The sequence below is a fragment of the Bacillus sp. FJAT-27245 genome, from assembly GCF_001273955.1.
Lineage (GTDB): Bacteria > Bacillota > Bacilli > Bacillales > Cytobacillaceae > Bacillus_D.
Window position 1 is genome coordinate 3,702,371 of the sequence record NZ_LIGI01000001.1, and the last position, 16,670, is coordinate 3,719,040.

The window sequence follows — 16,670 nt, forward strand, 5'->3', positions numbered from 1 at the left end:
CACACCCAATACTATGCCTGTGCTATTATTCAAGTAAAAAATTGATAGGACCTAAATCCAGGGGTTTGGACCTAATCGCTTTTAATAATATCGAAAACCTTCCTTGTCGTGGCTACCGAAGCAGGAATAAGAATAACAATGGTGATAAAAATCTGAAGCATCACTAAAATGTTGACATAGGACGAATCGAACATCATTCCAATGCGTACGTACAAGAATCTGAAAAGTTTAAAGTAGATGACAAAAAAGATTCCAATAAAAAAGTAATAGATCAGTTGTTTTCCCATTTGAATTTCTAACCCTCCACATCTTTTTTGTCTAACAATCCCATGAACGGTGGCACCCAACTTCATAATTCCTCATTTATTTTGTGCCATTTAAGATCTTCCGGCGAAAAAATAGTTGTCCCTTTTGGGTACCCGTAATAATAGAGTGCATTTCCATTTTGATCATAGGCCTTAGCATTAAGGAAATCGATCTGCATACTATATGGAAATAAAAATGAAATTCGCTCTCCTTTTTTCACTTTCTTTCTCTCAACATCAGGTTCTTCACCGGCCTCTATATAGGCAACTTTCTCATCGTTTGAAACGATACTTAAAAAAGACACTTCCGTATTTTCAGTTGTAACGCTCATACCTCCAACGGTCTGAATTTTATCCGAATTATACGGGATAAAGGTAGATGAATAACTTCGATAAAATAATAAGCCCGATTTCTCTGCTAAAACGGTACGATACGCCTTTTTAGCATCACTCTTAAATAAAAAAATAGTGGATGTACCACTTTTATATCCATCAATCACGTCAAAGTCCCATGTAACAAATGAATTTGCCTTGGCTGCACTTAATGGAGTGAACCGATAGCCAGTTGTCATCATCAGAAAAATAATAATGAGTAATACAGGAACAAGAGAAACCCACTTTTTAATACGTCATCCCTCCTATGGCCAGCCGCACTTTACATATAATTCCTTATATAACATATTCTGTTTCTATAACGTGAATCCCTTTTTAAAATGCAAAAAAAGCCGCCTTTGTAGGCAGCTCTATCTGTATGTATAGTTATACAACTTTTCATCCTTTAGATCCTAAGATTTAATCGAGGAGTGTCAATCTCAGAATTTCCATTTCTCCATTTCCAACATCCTTGTCCGCATCTACTGGTTTTTCAAGGGCTACCAAGACTTTTTTCCCTTCTGTAAAGTCCTCAATACCCAGGTAATTCCCAAATTCATCAGTAAATGTTGTGTTTTCTGTAATTTTTGCCGTACATGGTTTACCCTGTTGGTAGGTCCTAGAACAATCGACTTCTAAAAGGTCATCCTTAACTGCAGTAATTTTTCCATCAAAGGCTTTTGTTAATAAATTGGTGGTCACTCCAAGCCAAGCTGTTTTTGTTTCATCAAGGAACTTTACTTTTACTTTAACTTTTTTCCCATCCACCTCTACCACCTTAAGCGGTCTATCATCCCCAATTGTGCAATCAATTGTATTTTCTTCCATATCCATTTCATATAATGTTTGCATGTCATTGTTTGCTAGAGCTTCGAAGTATTTTTCAAGGTCCTCTTTTTCGTAAATCAAACAAGTGCCGCCCAATAAAACTGCCCTGTCGCCTGGTTTAAAAACGGGATCCAAATATCTCTCCTGGCTAATTTTATTATTTGTGACATTTGCATTCCCTTTAACTATCTTTTCTTTGGTACCACATCCATACAAAAATAATGGTAAAACGAGCAATAAAGTAAGCAGCGAATAGTACTTTTTCATTACTTCCCCCAAAAAAAATAAATTTATATTCATTTAATTCTCCGTTATTCCATATTATCCCTTCTGACTTGAATTATTAAGTGGAAAATTATTAAACCTTAGTTCATTTCGTACACCAGCCACTCAGATTGTTTCCCGCCCAATTTTTCCTACAGCGATTTGGCTGCAAGACTATCTTTTGCGGTTTCCCAAGTCGTGGATTCAAAGCCGTTTTTCCGTATGTAGTCCAAACAGGCTTGGAACAACTTTTCACCAACTTTTCCCCTCTCATCCTTGAAACTACAAACAAATCATTCAGGATAGCCCGCCTTTTTACCCTAGGGGTGCTTAACGTAAAAACAAAGTTGCGAAGCCGATTAACTCACTATTTTCTTTCCCCACAAATTGAAGCCCGCTTGAACAGTTCTCAAGTGATGATTAAGGCTGGATGAGGAGCGGGAACAAAAGGCCGTAAAGTTGGAGGTACTATGGTTAATCAGCTAAAATTAAATCATGATATCACGTTGTGCTCGGAGAATGACAGTTAAGACAATTGTATACTTGCCAAGATTTCGCCTGCCGAGTCGATAAAGGTCTTTTTAAAGAAGAGGTGAGGAAAGTTTCGATCTTGCGATTAATTCGGAAAATTTACCAATCTTTTATTGATAAACCTTTTAAAGAAGGGATGGTTTTAAACGGCCGCTACGTGGTTTTGAATATTATAGGGGCTGGAAGCTATGGGATTGTTTATCTTTGCAATGACTTGAAGACAGAAGAGAATAGAGTGGTTAAACAGCTCCGTCCAAGTAAACGGCGTAACAAAAAAGAGATTGGGCTGTTTGAAAATGAGACCTCTGTGTTGGGCAGGCTTAACCATCCAAATATGCCAAGCTTATATGAAGCTTTCTCAGATAACGAATATTTTTTTTATGTAATGAGTTTCATTGAAGGGGACAATTTGGAAGACCTAATTTTTTTCAAGAAGAAAACTTTTAATGAGAGAGAGTCTCTGCTCATTCTTGATCAGCTGCTCGAATTAGTCGATTATCTTCACAAAAAAGACATTTACCATCAAGATTTACGTATTCCAAACATTTTACTAAAAAATAATGAGCCTTTTTTAATCGATTTTGGGTTGTCTAAGAAGGGAGCCACAGCAGCCCCTATCCAATCCCCAGCTAGTTCTTTACAGAAGAAACAAGAAGGTATCTTGGAAATGAAACAACAGGACTACTATGATTTAGGAGAAATACTTTTATATTTGCTTTATACGACGTACTCTTCAAAAAACAAGAAAGCCCTTCCTTGGACAGAAGAACTTTCTTTAGAAATGCAAACAGTATATTTGCTGAAACGGCTATTGGGCATTAACAAACATTATACGGATATTAGTGAGATTTCGGCTGATCTTCATGCAGCACTCAAAGCGAACGAAAAAGCACATTCGCCATAGAGAGGAAGGTTAGCTGCTGCTCCGGCCCTTCCGCTTGTAGCGGTTACTTCCACTCATTGGAGATCGTTTATACCGCCGGCTGCTGCTACTGCTGCCTCCGCGATAATAACCATGTCTTCGCTCGCTGCTGCCTTGGGTGAGTTGTTTGATTTGCCTTATTATTTTTTTAAACATTTTTTACCTCTTTTCATTGTTTATAGGTCTTGGTGTTTTGTTTAATCTAGCATAAATGAAGGACAAAATATAATAAGAACCACTAAGCAAAGTCTACCCAGCTTCACTTGTCTCCATCCTTCAGAATCAATAACGGTTATTCATATAGCGTCCAAACATGTACTTTTACGAACGAGTTTTTAGGTGATTTGAATGATATCTTGGTCTATACTTTCCAAACCTTCATTAAAAATAAGCTTTGTTTTAAAATGGTACGATATATCTTCTGTTGAAACCCTAATAGAGGCCGGCAGATTAAAAGTAAACGAAATTTTATTTAATTCTTCCGAAGGAATAAGCCTAGATGACAAGATCGTTACTGAATCTATTATTTTTTCTATACCCTTAGATTGATCAATCATGACCAAATCACAGTCGATTCTTTTGATTTTTTGTTCAATAGTACCTCCTCTGATTAAGAAATGCCCATAAATTTTTTCACCGGCACTATACGTTTTCTTAGGCAAGATAAGATCAATTTGTGCTAAACCTATTCCTAAACGTGACATTAACTTCCTCAGTAACAAGGAATGCCCTCCTCATTCGTTTAAGTTTTCACATATTTCTTCATGTGGCTTTCTGTTCGAGATTTTAGAGGATTTTCTATCGGACTTACTCTACAGGGCGAGCCCCGTTTTACAGGCCCGTTCTATAACCCGGACTTATAAAATTTGGAGGGTTATACACCTTTAAATTCTTTTCCAGAATGCAACTCTTTTTTATCCTTTGATAGAAACCAGCCTCCCAATGAGATTAGAACGAGTACAACATAAAATGTTATCTTCCATTCAGGTGAGTTAGCTAATCCTTCAGGCAATAAAGCCAGCTCCGGGTGTGATAATGTTAAAACAGACAACTTTACTCCAACCCTACCGACAATGAGGAAAGCGGCAATTTCCAAGCCAGGTTTCGTATGAAGCAATTTGACAAAGAAATTAGCGGCAAAGCGCATAATTACTAAACCTATCATTCCTCCAGCAAAAATAACGAGGAATTTCCCTCCATCTAGCCCGCCGATTTGGGGAAGTTTTGTATTAGGAAGTGTAACTGCCAGTGCTACCGCTGCTGGAATAGAGTCTACTGCAAATGCGGTATCGGCCAATTCTATCTTGAAAACAGTTCCCCAAAACCCTAATTGTTTCTTTTTCTCCTCTCCTATATTCATATCTTTTCCTTTATTTGCGACCAATTTTCTAACAATATGATTGATTGTAATAAATAAAAGATAAAGAGCACCTATTGCTTGGACCTGCCATACATCGACAAGGAAGGAAATCGCAAATAATGAAGCAAAACGGAAAACAAATGCACCTGCGAGTCCATAAAACAGTGCTTTCTTTCTATCCTCTTCTAGAAGATGCTTGACCATAATCGCTAAAACCAGTGCGTTATCCGCTGCTAATAGTCCCTCAATGGCAATTAAAAGCAATAGTACCCAGCCGTATTATAATAAAATTGAAAGTTCCACGTAACTTAATTCTCCCTTAGTATCTTAATTGGTTGTTTATATATTTTTCCTCAATGCGCTTTTCAATTTTTTCAATTTGCGCCTTATCTTTTAGAAGCTCTTCTTTGTTTTTTCTGAGTAATTCAGAAAAGGATAATTTTGCTTTTCTCATAACGTTATCTCCTCCTTCTTTTATTGTTAATATGTTAAAGTGTGGCCGTCTAATTTCTTCCGTTGTATTTAACAAGCCGTTTTTGTTTAACGGCTTCATTTACTATGGCCACAAGTAAATGAAGTCTATTTTTCTATAGCCTTGCCTCCCACCGAAAATCACCAAATAAAAAAACCCTTACCAGATCTGGTAAAGGTTTTTTTTACAAATAAAGACCCTTACCAACAGGTAAAGGTCTTGCTAACAACGTTATGTTGCCAACAAAGCCGGGAATGACAACACTCCGCAATGACGACTTTGTTGTAAAAGCTACTCCCCTTTAGGAGAACTATTCAACTATTTAAAGCAACTATATTATACTCCCTATATGCATGTCAAATATCTTACTCATACGTGGAAATCATGCTACGGATAAGTATTTGATCTTCCTATGACCCAGAGGATTTCGTAAATCAAAAAGGCACTGCCAATCAATTGCCATTTTACCTAACCTTAGTTAATTTCATAAACAAGCCACTCAGATTGCTTACCGCCCATTCTTTCATATAGTGATTGCGCTACTAGATTATCCTTTGCGGTTTCCCATGTCATGGAAGAGAAATCTTTTTTCCGGATGTATTCCAAACAGGCCTTGAATAGCATTTCTCCAACTTTTTTGCCTCTTGCCCTTGATGCCACAAACAAATCATTCAGGATTGCCTGTCTTTTCACCCTCAGGGTGCTGAATGTGAAATATAAAGTGGCGAATCCGATTAACTCCCCGTTTTCCTCGGCCACAAACTGAAGTCCGCTTGAAGGCGCCTCCAGCAAATGAGTAATCAAGCCCTTTAACTTATCCTCTTCTGGTTCAGGCTGTCGATAAAAATCAACAATGTACAGTCTCATCAATTCGTACAGCTCACTTACATCTTTGGCTGCTGCCGGCCTAATTTCTATAGTTGGATTCACACGTTTTCTCTCCCTACGGCACTTTTTTCATACAAGCGTACCTACTCTTATCTGCTTTTCCCACTTCTTATTGGGGCACTTATTTTATTAAAATATCGAATTCTCCGCTCCTGCCTATACCAGACCCAGAAACGTAACATATCGTATCGTATCTTCTTCCCAAAGGTGGTGGTGTTCATGTTCGGTTATGGTGGCTTTGGTTACGGCGGCTGCTGTGGTTACGGTGGCTACGGTTACGGTGGTGGCTTTGGTTACGGCGGTGGTTTCGCCCTAATCATCGTCCTGTTCATTTTGCTAATTATCATCGGTGCAACAATTTGCTGGTAATCTGTTTTCAAAAATTCATTGTTCAAGCCGTTCATCCAATCATAATCCGTAAACCGTATTAAAAGTGTTATCACCAACCTGACTATCTAAAAAATAGCGCCGAGACTCCTCCGCTTTCTCGGCGTTTTTTCACATATCAATCTTTAATTCACCTAAAAACACGATTCCAAAATATCGCATTTGTATAATTTTAACATACATCCAATTCGTAGTTAAAAATAAATTTATACCTTGACGTTTCAAACTCAATTTGTTACAATTTATTCCAATAAAAGCATACAAATTCGTTGATGAGAAAAAGTAGCGTTTCGTCTTGATCCACAGAGAGCCGGCATTTTGGTGCAAGCCGGCGTTCGAGTGTTGCGTGAATATCCTCTCTGAGAAGCCAGGCTGAAAATGTTGAGTAAGCCTGGACGGGAGTCTGCCGTTACAAGGAACGCGTATGATTGTACGTTGCTAAGTGCTATTGAGCGGATCAATAGAATTAGGGTGGTATCGCGGCTAACCCCGTCCCTTGCTTGGGATGGGGTTTTTTGTGTGCTTTTAGAATACTTTTTTTAAAAAAAGGAGCGATATCAATGAACTCTAATGACAAGCAGGAATCCGTTGTTCGGCGTGAGGAACGGATCCGGAATTACTGGACGGAAAGGAACACTTTCATGGAGTCGGTTCGGTTTAGGCAAAGCAACACCCCGTTCGTTTTTTACGAAGGGCCGCCGACAGCCAATGGCCTTCCCCATGTTGGCCACGCTTTTGGACGGACAATCAAGGATGTGGTCGCCCGGTACAAGACGATGCGGGGATTTCTCGTTGAACGAAAGGCGGGCTGGGATACGCACGGGCTGCCAGTCGAACTCGGAGTCGAAAAGCAGCTCGGCATCTCCGGCAAGCAGGAAATCGAGAAGTACGGCGTTGAGGATTTTATCAAAAAATGCAAGGAGAGCGTGTTCACATACGAGAAAAAATGGCGTTCTTTTACAGAGGAATTGGGCTACTGGGTCGACATGGACCAGCCTTATTTAACTTTGAGCAACGAGTATATTGAAAGTGTTTGGAACATCCTCGCCAAAGTTCACCACGACGGTCTTTTGTATAAAGGCCACCGGGTGTCACCCTACTGTCCGAGCTGCCAAACTTCGCTAAGCTCACATGAGGTTGCCCAGGGCTATAAGGATGTAAAGGACTTATCGGCAACCGTTAAATTCAAGCTGCAAGATCGGGAGAATGAATATTTCCTTGGCTGGACGACGACGCCATGGACGCTGCCGGCGAACGTCGCGCTGGCAATGAATCCTGACTTGCCGTATGTGCGGGCACGAAAGGATGACGAAGTTTATGTGGTCGCAAAATCGCTCGCTGAAAAGGTGCTAGGGGATTACGAGCTGTTGAGTGAACATAGCGGCCGTGACTTTGGAGGTACGCGTTATGTGCCGCCATTCAATTATGCCGCTGTCGGGAAAGGCCATGAGGTTGTAATGGCGGATTATGTGACGGAGGAGAGCGGGACAGGGATTGTCCATATCGCCCCTGCTTACGGCGAGGATGACTATAAAACCGTCCAGCAAAATGGGTTTTCGTTTGTCAATCTCGTTGATGCCCGCGGCTGCTATACGGCAGAGGTGACGGAGCTTGCGGGAAAATTTGTGAAGGATTGCGATGTCGAGATCATCAAAATGCTCGCTCAACAGGGAACGCTTTTTCATAAAGAAAAATACGAGCACAGCTACCCGCACTGCTGGCGCTGCGACTCTCCCCTGCTCTACTACGCGACCGACAGCTGGTTTATAAAGATGTCAGCGTTGAAAGAAAAAATGCTTTCCAACAATGCTGGGGTGAACTGGTATCCTGACCATATTAAAGAGGGCCGGTTCGGGAACTTCCTTGATAATCTCGTTGACTGGAACATCAGCCGGAATCGGTATTGGGGAACCCCCCTGAATGTTTGGGTTTGTTCATCTTGCGGGCATGAGGAAGCACCTGGCAGTATCGACGCCCTTCAAAAACTCGTGGCAACAGAAGTCCCGGACGATATCGAGCTTCATAAGCCGTATATTGACGCTGTCAAATGCACATGCGCGGAATGCGGCGGGTCCATGGACCGGACGCCTGAAGTTATCGATGTCTGGTTCGATAGCGGTTCAATGCCATTTGCCCAGTACCATTTTCCTTTTGAAAATAAGGAAAAATTTCATTCTCAATTCCCTGCTGATGCGGTAATCGAGGGAATCGACCAGACGAGAGGATTTTTCTATAGCCTGCTGGCGGTTTCAACTCTTTTTACAGGCAAGGCTCCTTATAAAAATGTGTTATCGCTTGGCCATGTCCTTGATGAGCACGGCCAGAAAATGTCCAAAAGCAAGGGGAATGCGCTCGACCCGGATGAATTGATGAAGGAATACGGAGCGGATGCCCTGCGCTGGGCCTTCCTCGTCGATAGTTCTCCGTGGAATCCGAAGCGTTTTTCGAAAAAGATTGTCCAGGATGCCAAATCCAAGCTTGTTGATACATTGGACAATACGTATAAGTTCTATGCCATGTATGCGAAAATCGATGGCTTTGCCTATAACCCCCACCATACTGGCACGCGGACACTTTTGGATCGGTGGGTACTTTCACGGCTGAATCGGACAGTCAGGGAAGTTGAAGCCTACATGGACCGATTCCAATTCACTCAGGCTGCACGCGAAATTGCCGCATTTGCCGATGAACTGAGCAATTGGTATGTACGGCGGTCGCGGACGAGATTTTGGGCGAGCGGACTTTCCGAGGATAAAGTTGCAGCCTATTCAACACTATTTGAGACGCTGAGCACACTTAGCCGCTTGCTGGCTCCGTTTGTCCCGTATGTTGCTGAGGATATCCATTTGAAGCTGCATCAGGAGAGCGTCCATCTGCAGGACTATCCTGGTGCGGAGCTTTCAATGATTCATCCGGAGCTGGAAGAAGATATGCAGGCTGTTTTGAAAATTGTCGAGCTTGGCCGCAGCATCCGCAATGCCAGCAATCTGAAGGTTAAGCAGCCATTAAAGCAGCTTATTGTGTGGCGCAAGGACGGGGTGCGCGATTTGGACGGCTATTCTAATATCATCAAAGATGAGCTTAATGTGAAGGACGTCTTTTATACGGAAAACCTGTCACAGTATGAATCGACCGTTTTCAAACTTAATTTTAAAACAGCGGGTTCGGCTTTTGGAAAACTGGTCAATTTCGTTAAGGAATCTGTTGAACATTTAACCGAAACAGAAAAGAAGACTCTATTGGAAAATGGCCAGCTTCAAATTAGGGTAAGTGGGCAAACGGTGACATTGGATAAGGAACACGTCCATGTCGACCATACCGTTGCAACTGGGTTCGAAATGGCTGGCGATCAGCAATTGAAGGTCTTGTTGGATGTAAAACTAACCCCCGTACTCATGGAGGAAGGCCGGGTCCGGGATTTGATCCGGGCAATCCAGGATACCCGAAAAAAATTGGATTTGCCGGTTGAACGGTATATAGACATTGCCTTCTCGGCAACCGAAGCCACCAAGGAAATACTTCAAAGGTTTGAGGGGCTCATCAAAGAAAACGTACTAGTCCGGCAAATCACCTATGACTCGCTGACCGAACACAGAAACTGTTTTGAAATGAAGTTTGGGGATGAGGCAGTAAAAGTATCGTTGAATCATTAAACTTTAAAAAGCTCTGCAAACAGGGATCCTTTTCGCTCTGTTTTGCAGGGCTTTTTTGGGGGTTACCAAATTCCTTGGTTTAATAACCATTTATTGTAAATTGATATACGTTAAAGATAAACCAAAACAAAAGAAGAAAATGTGCTAATAAGTTCAGTATGATTGAAGATTTTTTGAATAGCTTTTTTTTCAAAAAAATGAAAAAGAAAAGCAAGAAAAAAAATTGAATCACTAGCATTGGGATACCCATAAAAAGAAAAAGCTTAAATTCCTCAGCTTCGGTAATCATGTACCCTTTACTCTCGTCAAGCCTGCTTAGTGCAACAATCATTTCAGCGATTTTTGTAGAAACCAATATAAAGCAAAAGTTTATTATAAAAAATATCACACCTATTATTTTGTGAAATCCATTCAAAGCATTGCCCCCTATGGACATTAAATATCTTATTTGGACCAAAGTTTTAAAAGGATTTTTAAAGCTGGAAATCCAATCATTTAAAGATTTATCCGATCTTCTCCGCCAGCTCTAAAATAATGCCCTCTGGACCACGAACATAACATAGCTTATATCTTTCTTCATATTGCTGTATCTCGCTAAAGATTTCCGTACCCCTCTTTTTCATTTTTGCGACAATAGCTTCAATATCTTCAACAGCAAAGCAAATATGCCGGATACCAAGCGTATTTGCAAAAGGTTTCTGAATGTCCTTTTCATCTGACGGCGTATAAAATTTGACTAGCTCTATCCATGCCTGGCCATCTGGCATCCCCAATGCTACACAAGCCGTTTTAACATCATTAAGCCCAACAATTTTGTCCAGCTGTTCTCCATCCAATTCCCATTCTGCTTGCACTTCAAGTCCTAAATCAAGAAAAAACGCTTTAGCCTCTGAAAGATCATTTACGTTTATGCTCACATGATCTATTCTATTAATCTTCATGCCTCATACCTCCTACATTCCTTCCAACTACTCCATTTATCCATACCAATAAGTAAACAATTCTTGTGTCTTGTTATGCTAACCCGCATCGTTGTTGAAGATGATATGAAGCAGTCGGAAGAGCATCGGAATTCCAAAATAACCTATAAAAATACCCACAAATAACACCCATAAATAACTCCATTTCAAGAAACTTTTCATATCATTCCCCCTTCACATAATCCTCTTAAATTTTTTTCTGCTACAAAGCTGCCCATTTAGCTCAAAATGGACTTCAACAAAAAGGCGCCTCAGTCATCCTTTTTCTCCCAAAACTCGACTCGTCGACCTTCAGGATCTTCAATCCAAATAAAATTTCCAAATTCACTAATCTCTTTTTCCTTCACAAGAGGTACACCAATTTTTTCTAGATGCTTTATAGTCTCGTTTAGGTTTTCAACTTGGAAATTTAACATTACTTGCTGGTCTGTTGGAAAATAACTGTCATCTTCAGCAAAGAATGAAAAGATCGTTTCATTTCCTGAATGGGGTTTAATCATCGTCCCATTCCAATTGCCTATTTCAATCTGCAACACTTCACTATACCATTTTTTCACTACTTCAAGATTCTTGGTTCTCCAAAATATTCCTCCGAGACCTTTTATCATCGTATCTAACTCCTGTCCGTTATTATTATTTGTTTTTCGATTATTGCTAAATCCTTCTTCCTCTTACCTATTAAAGAATTCAACAAAAATAGACTCTAATCCTGCATCGTCCTTTGCAAATGGGTTTATCTTACCAATATAAATAGGAATCCCTGTCACAGTATTGTTTGTTACTTGGCAGTATGTCCTCCATTAGTAAAATCACTGGTTAGGTTAACGGATCCTAAAATCCAGAACTGAAATAATGGCTTCATTCATATTTGATTTTTTCCTGTATATTTTTTCGTCTTCTCTACGTGTTTATCTATAAAAACAGGTACAATTAATTAAATTGTATATTTCCATTACCTTGAACTTAGAAACAGGTTCTGGACGAGGGGAGATTTTATGAAAAAAATTGTCTTAGCTGGCGGAACAGGGTTTATCGGTGAGTATCTTAAAAATAAATTCGTTAAATTAGGTTATGAGGTAATTATTATCTCAAGGCAAAATCATGCAGTTTCATGGGAAGATCGGCATGGCATTGTCGAAGCGTTGGAAGGTGCGGAGCTACTGATCAACCTCGCTGGAAAATCTGTCAATTGCCGATATAATGAAAAGAACAAAAAAGAAATAATGAAATCAAGGATACTTACAACCTCAATCCTCGGAGAGTGTATACAATCATGCAAAAACCCGCCTAGAGTATGGATGAATTCGAGTACCGCAACCATTTATCGCCACGCGGAGGACCGTCCTATGACAGAAGAGAACGGGGAAATTGGTACTGGTTTTTCTGTTGATGTCGCTACAAACTGGGAGAACACTTTTTTCTCTTTCAACCTGCCTAATACCAGACAAATCGCACTGCGCATTGCGATTGTTCTCGGTAAAGATGGAGGCGTAATGGTACCTTATCGAAATTTAGTGAGATTCGGACTTGGGGGCATTCAAGGGAATGGAAACCAAATGTTCAGTTGGATTCATATTGAAGATTTGTTTCAGATTATCCTTTTCCTAATCGAAAGGAAGGATTTGGAGGGAGTATTTAATTGCTCTTCTCCAAACCCTGTTTCAAATCGTGAGTTTATGAAAGAGTTGAGGAATGCCATGAATGTCCCGTTTGGTCTTCCTTCGCCCAAATGGTTGCTTGAAATGGGGTCAGTTTTCATAAACACGGAAACGGAATTGGTATTGAAGAGCCGATGGGTTATTCCAGAAAGGTTGCAAAAGGAAGGGTACACTTTCTCTTTTGAAAGTCTGAATAGCGCCCTGAATCAAATATTAAAGTAGACTCGAACTTCCTTAATTTACATGCATTCTATTCATTGACCAAAAAAGGCATTATTCCTGTGTGGATAATGCCTTTTTCTTCTTTCTGTGAAGTTTTCGTATTATGCCGCCACTCTCTCAATAATCATTCTGTTATCTTCGGATCAAAAGCATCACGGAGCCCGTCTCCAACAAAGTTGAACGCCAATACGGTAATTAAAATCATGATTCCCGGGAATAGGGTAAACCACCATGCTTCAACCATGATTTTCAAGCTTTGGGCGCTTTGAAGCATATTCCCCCAGCTCGGCCTTGGTGGTTGGATTCCCAGGCCAAGATAACTAAGGGCGGTTTCGGCTAATATAACCCCGCCAATCCCTAAGGTTGCAGAAACGACGATTGGGCCCATCGCATTGGGAAGGATATGCGAAAATATTATACGCGAGCTTTTGATACCCATTGTTTTCGCAGCGAGGACAAACTCACGTGACCGGAGAGTTAAAAACTCTCCCCTGACAAGCCTCGCAGTCCCGGTCCAGCCGAACAAAGCAAACACGAGTATTAATGTCATCAGGCTTGGCTCAAAAATGGTGACGAGGGTAATCAATAAAAATATCGATGGGAAAGAAATAATGACATCTACAAATCGCATTAAAACGGCATCGATTTTCCCGCCGAAATAGCCTGCGATTGCCCCAACGACCGTTCCAATAAAAATTGAACCAGCGACAGAAGTAAATCCGACAAGCAGCGATACCTGTGCGCCATATAGCAAACGGCTTAACGTGTCACGCCCTAAATCATCGGTTCCCAAAAGGTATTTTCCGCCAGGAGGGCTTAACGTTTCCAACAAATTTTGATCACTTGGATGATATGGTGCGATCCATGGCGCAAAAATAGCGGCGTTAATGATGATGAACAGGATGACCGCGCTCACAACCGCCAGTTTATTTTTCATGTATTTCCGCAGCATAATTCTTCCGAGCGTCTCAGGTTTTTTCGTTCCTTTAGGGTTGTTATGAAGGGGTTTATAAGGTAAGTTTTCAAGCGCTTTTTGTTCTGGAAGCCCCATACCTATCCCGCCTTTCTTTAATACTCAATTCTCGGGTCAAAAATCGCATAGAGAATGTCAGCAAGCAGATTGCCAATGACGACCAAAGCTGAGGCTATTACGGTAATTGCCATGATCACGGGGTAGTCCCTTTGGAAGGCCGCATCAAAAAATAGTAATCCAATCCCTGGCCATCCGAAAATCTTCTCAACAACCACCGAACCTCCAATAAACGACGGCAGCATTAGCCCAAAAATTGTAATGACAGGGATTAAACCGTTACGGAGCCCATGCTTGTAAACGACCTTCCGTTGGTTGAAGCCCTTTGCCCTGGCAGTCCGGATAAAATCCTGCCTTAACACTTCGAGCATACTCGAACGGATATACCTCGTTAATCCCGCTACATCAGCTGTTGCCAGTACGATGGCTGGCAATATTAAATGGTGGATCCGGTCCCAAATACTAAAAGGCTCATTCAAGGTCGCCACCCCGCCAGTTGGGAACCAGCCTAAATGGACAGACAGGAACATGATGAGAACTAGTCCAATCCAAAAGTTAGGTGTCGCAATCCCTAAAAACGAGAAGAAAGTCACTGTGTAATCTGTTAGAGAATTTGGTTTAGTGGCCGACAGGATTCCAATTGGGATGGAAATGAGAATGGCCAATATAGTAGAAACGAGCATTAAGAGCAATGTATTTGGCAATCGGGCCATGATCAATTCATTTACGGCAACCCCCTGGCGAATCAATGAATCACCGAAGTTCCCTTGGAGCATGTTCCCTACCCATTTGAAATATTGGACATGGATAGGGTCATTCAGGCCATATAATTCTTTGTAGGCCTCCAGATCCTTTGACCGTATCATTGGATCGATCATTAATGCAGTCGGATCACCCGGAGCAATTTGAATGATTGCAAACGATAATATCGTAATTCCAAACAGCAACGGTATCGCCATCAAGGTCCGCCGGACAATATATGTAATCATCTCCTCTTCCTCCTAAAAATCTGTTTTGGCAATCATCCCGGCCCAAGGTCAAGGATTGACAGGGAAGGTTTTACCCTCCCCTATTGAAAATAGTTGTTTATTCAAAATGAACTATGAGAAGTAATAATTTTATTGCTCCATCCACCACTTATGAATTTCAAAGTAGCCGTTGGCTGGGGAAAATTTCGGCCCATGCAATTTAGGTGTATGTGCCAGATTGCCGCTCGGATAGTACAGGAACGTATACGGCTGATCCTCCGCCACAATCGCATCCGCCTTTTGAATAAGCTCTTTTCGTTCCTCCTGGTCAACGATGCTCGTATTGATTTCGAGCAGCTTGTCAACTTCAGGATTGGAATAACCAAACCAGTTCAGCCCGGCTTTAATTTCGCTAGTATGCCAGAACCATGTTGGATCGGGGTCGCTTCCGATTGACCAGCCTGATACAACTGCGTCAAAATTCCACTTTGGAGGGCCGATTTCTTCGTAAAACGCACTCCACTCTAGCACCTCGATTTTCACCTTTACACCAATTTCCTTCCATTGCTGCTGGGCAATTTCGGCAATTTTTGTCCAAGACCCGTAGCCATTGGTCGTTTTAAGGGTGAATTCAAATTTCTTTCCATCTTTCTCGTAAACCTTGTCTTTCCCTAATTTCCAGCCAGCTTCCTCTAACAGCTTCTTGGCTTTTTCAGGGTCATAGTCATATTTGGGCATATTGGGGTTAAACGCCCAGTTAGCCGGGCTTCCTGGTCCATGAGCAATTGTTGAATCCCCGCCGTGCACAGCATCAATGATTTTTTGCTTCGCGATTGCGTGTGTTAAGGCATGCCTGACCTTTTTATCCTGGAATAATGGATTCCGCAGGTTATAGCCGATAAAATCCCATGAGTTGCTCGGTCCTGAAACGAGTTTAATAATTCCCTTATCCTCCAGCGATTTTGCTGTTGAAAGCTGTTCAGCGGTGATTCCCGTATAATTTATATCGCCCGCCTGCAGCTGTGCCATCAAGGCATTGACGTCAGGGACAATTTTAAAAACGAATGAATCGAGATATGGCCTTCCATCATAGTAGTCTTCAAACGCGTCCAGCTTAATATATTGGCCGTCCTTCCATTCCGAAAACTTGAACGGGCCAGTCCCAATCGGCTTTTTTGTATTGAATTCGTGTGTCGCCAATTCTTTCATCGGAACATTCCCTAAAATATGCTCCGGCAAAATTTCAAATTGGGCGGTGATTGTAATGAATGGCGCATATGGCTCGGACAATGTAATAGTCACCGTATAATCATCAACTTTTTTGATTTCAGTGACGGTTTCAAACGGCAATGCCCTTGGTCCTGTATAGTCTTTGTGAAGCGGAATATTATAGGTGAAAACGACGTCATCCGCTGTGAAGTCTTCACCGTCATGCCACTTGACCCCTTTTCTTAAATAAAACGTGTACGTTTTGTCGTCATCTGAAACGTCCCATTTTTCCGCGAGATTCCCAACCGGGCTAAATTCCCTATCAATGGTAACCAGGCCGCTGAAAAGCATTGCTTCAATCGTTCCATCCGGGCCGCCTGTTGAAAAGTATGGATTGAATAAGGTCGGAGAAGCTGTATGGCCAAGAATGAGGCTGCCGCCTTTTTGAGGCTCCGTTGATGCCTTTGCCTCGTTTTTATTTTTGTTTTTTCCGGAATTGTTATCACTTCCATAATCGGATGTTGTAGTCGAACAGGCTGCCAGGAAAAGCGAAAATCCTAAAATCATTGTTAAAAACAAAATGAATGACCTTTTCAAAAGTACCCCTCCAAATTTTGTAAT

At 41.3% G+C, this 16,670-nt stretch carries 17 protein-coding genes and 1 other annotated feature; of the genes, 4 read left to right on the top strand and 13 right to left on the bottom strand.

Annotated features, from left to right (window positions below):
• Nucleotides 1-71: 71 nt before the first annotated feature.
• The 3 genes from ADU24_RS18305 to ADU24_RS18315 form a co-directional block, all read right to left on the bottom strand.
• Nucleotides 72-287, bottom strand: coding sequence for a hypothetical protein (locus tag ADU24_RS18305; RefSeq protein WP_053367981.1), 216 nt, complete (start codon nucleotides 285-287; stop codon nucleotides 72-74).
• 62 nt (nucleotides 288-349) lie between these two features.
• Complete coding sequence (locus ADU24_RS18310; RefSeq protein ID WP_231689639.1) at nucleotides 350-805, bottom strand: hypothetical protein; 456 nt, start codon at nucleotides 803-805, stop codon at nucleotides 350-352.
• A 292-nt stretch (nucleotides 806-1,097) separates the two neighbouring features.
• On the bottom strand, nucleotides 1,098-1,772 hold the full coding sequence (locus ADU24_RS18315) for a hypothetical protein (RefSeq protein WP_156324628.1): 675 nt from the start codon (nucleotides 1,770-1,772) through the stop codon (nucleotides 1,098-1,100).
• 607 nt (nucleotides 1,773-2,379) lie between these two features.
• Between ADU24_RS18315 and ADU24_RS18320 the strand changes: the two genes are divergently transcribed.
• The gene (locus tag ADU24_RS18320) at nucleotides 2,380-3,204 is read left to right on the top strand and encodes a serine/threonine protein kinase (RefSeq protein WP_331457059.1); all 825 of its coding nucleotides are present in this window, start codon (nucleotides 2,380-2,382) and stop codon (nucleotides 3,202-3,204) included.
• A gap of 353 nt (nucleotides 3,205-3,557) precedes the next feature.
• Here the strand turns inward: ADU24_RS18320 and ADU24_RS18325 are convergent, their stop codons facing one another.
• From ADU24_RS18325 to ADU24_RS18335, 4 genes are all read right to left on the bottom strand, one after another.
• Nucleotides 3,558-3,944: a sporulation protein gene (locus ADU24_RS18325; RefSeq protein WP_053367984.1), complete on the bottom strand. Its 387-nt coding sequence runs from the start codon at nucleotides 3,942-3,944 to the stop codon at nucleotides 3,558-3,560.
• 152 nt (nucleotides 3,945-4,096) lie between these two features.
• A complete protein-coding gene (locus tag ADU24_RS18330) occupies nucleotides 4,097-4,846 on the bottom strand; it encodes a TerC family protein (RefSeq protein ID WP_231689640.1) in 750 nt (249 codons plus the stop codon).
• 55 nt (nucleotides 4,847-4,901) lie between these two features.
• On the bottom strand, nucleotides 4,902-5,036 hold the full coding sequence (locus ADU24_RS22720; protein ID WP_082306970.1) for an FbpB family small basic protein: 135 nt from the start codon (nucleotides 5,034-5,036) through the stop codon (nucleotides 4,902-4,904).
• A gap of 492 nt (nucleotides 5,037-5,528) precedes the next feature.
• Nucleotides 5,529-5,984 carry a GNAT family N-acetyltransferase gene (locus tag ADU24_RS18335; protein ID WP_082306971.1) on the bottom strand — a complete coding sequence of 152 codons (456 nt, stop codon included), beginning with the start codon at nucleotides 5,982-5,984 and terminating at the stop codon, nucleotides 5,529-5,531.
• Nucleotides 5,985-6,161: 177 nt separating this feature from the next.
• Here ADU24_RS18335 and ADU24_RS18340 point away from each other — a divergent pair, with 177 nt between their 5' ends.
• Together ADU24_RS18340 and ileS are read left to right on the top strand one after the other, a co-directional pair.
• On the top strand, nucleotides 6,162-6,311 hold the full coding sequence (locus ADU24_RS18340; protein WP_053367985.1) for a YjcZ family sporulation protein: 150 nt from the start codon (nucleotides 6,162-6,164) through the stop codon (nucleotides 6,309-6,311).
• 278 nt (nucleotides 6,312-6,589) lie between these two features.
• Nucleotides 6,590-6,829 (top strand) — a binding site (T-box leader).
• Nucleotides 6,830-6,889: 60 nt separating this feature from the next.
• Complete coding sequence (gene ileS, locus ADU24_RS18345; protein ID WP_053367986.1) at nucleotides 6,890-9,982, top strand: isoleucine--tRNA ligase; 3,093 nt, start codon at nucleotides 6,890-6,892, stop codon at nucleotides 9,980-9,982.
• A gap of 79 nt (nucleotides 9,983-10,061) precedes the next feature.
• Here the strand turns inward: ileS and ADU24_RS18350 are convergent, their stop codons facing one another.
• The 3 genes from ADU24_RS18350 to ADU24_RS18360 all read right to left on the bottom strand — a co-directional run bounded on the left by ADU24_RS18350 (nucleotide 10,062) and on the right by ADU24_RS18360 (nucleotide 11,570).
• On the bottom strand, nucleotides 10,062-10,397 hold the full coding sequence (locus ADU24_RS18350) for a hypothetical protein (protein WP_053367987.1): 336 nt from the start codon (nucleotides 10,395-10,397) through the stop codon (nucleotides 10,062-10,064).
• Nucleotides 10,398-10,485: 88 nt separating this feature from the next.
• Nucleotides 10,486-10,923 carry a VOC family protein gene (locus ADU24_RS18355; protein WP_053367988.1) on the bottom strand — a complete coding sequence of 146 codons (438 nt, stop codon included), beginning with the start codon at nucleotides 10,921-10,923 and terminating at the stop codon, nucleotides 10,486-10,488.
• A 290-nt stretch (nucleotides 10,924-11,213) separates the two neighbouring features.
• Nucleotides 11,214-11,570 (bottom strand): VOC family protein, encoded by a 357-nt coding sequence (locus ADU24_RS18360; RefSeq protein WP_053367989.1) that lies wholly within the window; start codon nucleotides 11,568-11,570, stop codon nucleotides 11,214-11,216.
• A gap of 387 nt (nucleotides 11,571-11,957) precedes the next feature.
• Here ADU24_RS18360 and ADU24_RS18365 point away from each other — a divergent pair, with 387 nt between their 5' ends.
• Nucleotides 11,958-12,842 (top strand): TIGR01777 family oxidoreductase, encoded by an 885-nt coding sequence (locus ADU24_RS18365; RefSeq protein ID WP_053367990.1) that lies wholly within the window; start codon nucleotides 11,958-11,960, stop codon nucleotides 12,840-12,842.
• 124 nt (nucleotides 12,843-12,966) lie between these two features.
• Here ADU24_RS18365 and opp4C read toward each other — a convergent pair whose 3' ends face one another.
• The 3 genes from opp4C to ADU24_RS18380 all read right to left on the bottom strand — a co-directional run bounded on the left by opp4C (nucleotide 12,967) and on the right by ADU24_RS18380 (nucleotide 16,646).
• Nucleotides 12,967-13,893: an oligopeptide ABC transporter permease gene (gene opp4C, locus ADU24_RS18370; RefSeq protein ID WP_053367991.1), complete on the bottom strand. Its 927-nt coding sequence runs from the start codon at nucleotides 13,891-13,893 to the stop codon at nucleotides 12,967-12,969.
• A 17-nt stretch (nucleotides 13,894-13,910) separates the two neighbouring features.
• Nucleotides 13,911-14,861 (bottom strand): ABC transporter permease, encoded by a 951-nt coding sequence (locus ADU24_RS18375; RefSeq protein ID WP_053367992.1) that lies wholly within the window; start codon nucleotides 14,859-14,861, stop codon nucleotides 13,911-13,913.
• A 129-nt stretch (nucleotides 14,862-14,990) separates the two neighbouring features.
• On the bottom strand, nucleotides 14,991-16,646 hold the full coding sequence (locus ADU24_RS18380; RefSeq protein ID WP_231689641.1) for a peptide-binding protein: 1,656 nt from the start codon (nucleotides 16,644-16,646) through the stop codon (nucleotides 14,991-14,993).
• Between the last annotated feature and the right edge of the window lie 24 nt (nucleotides 16,647-16,670).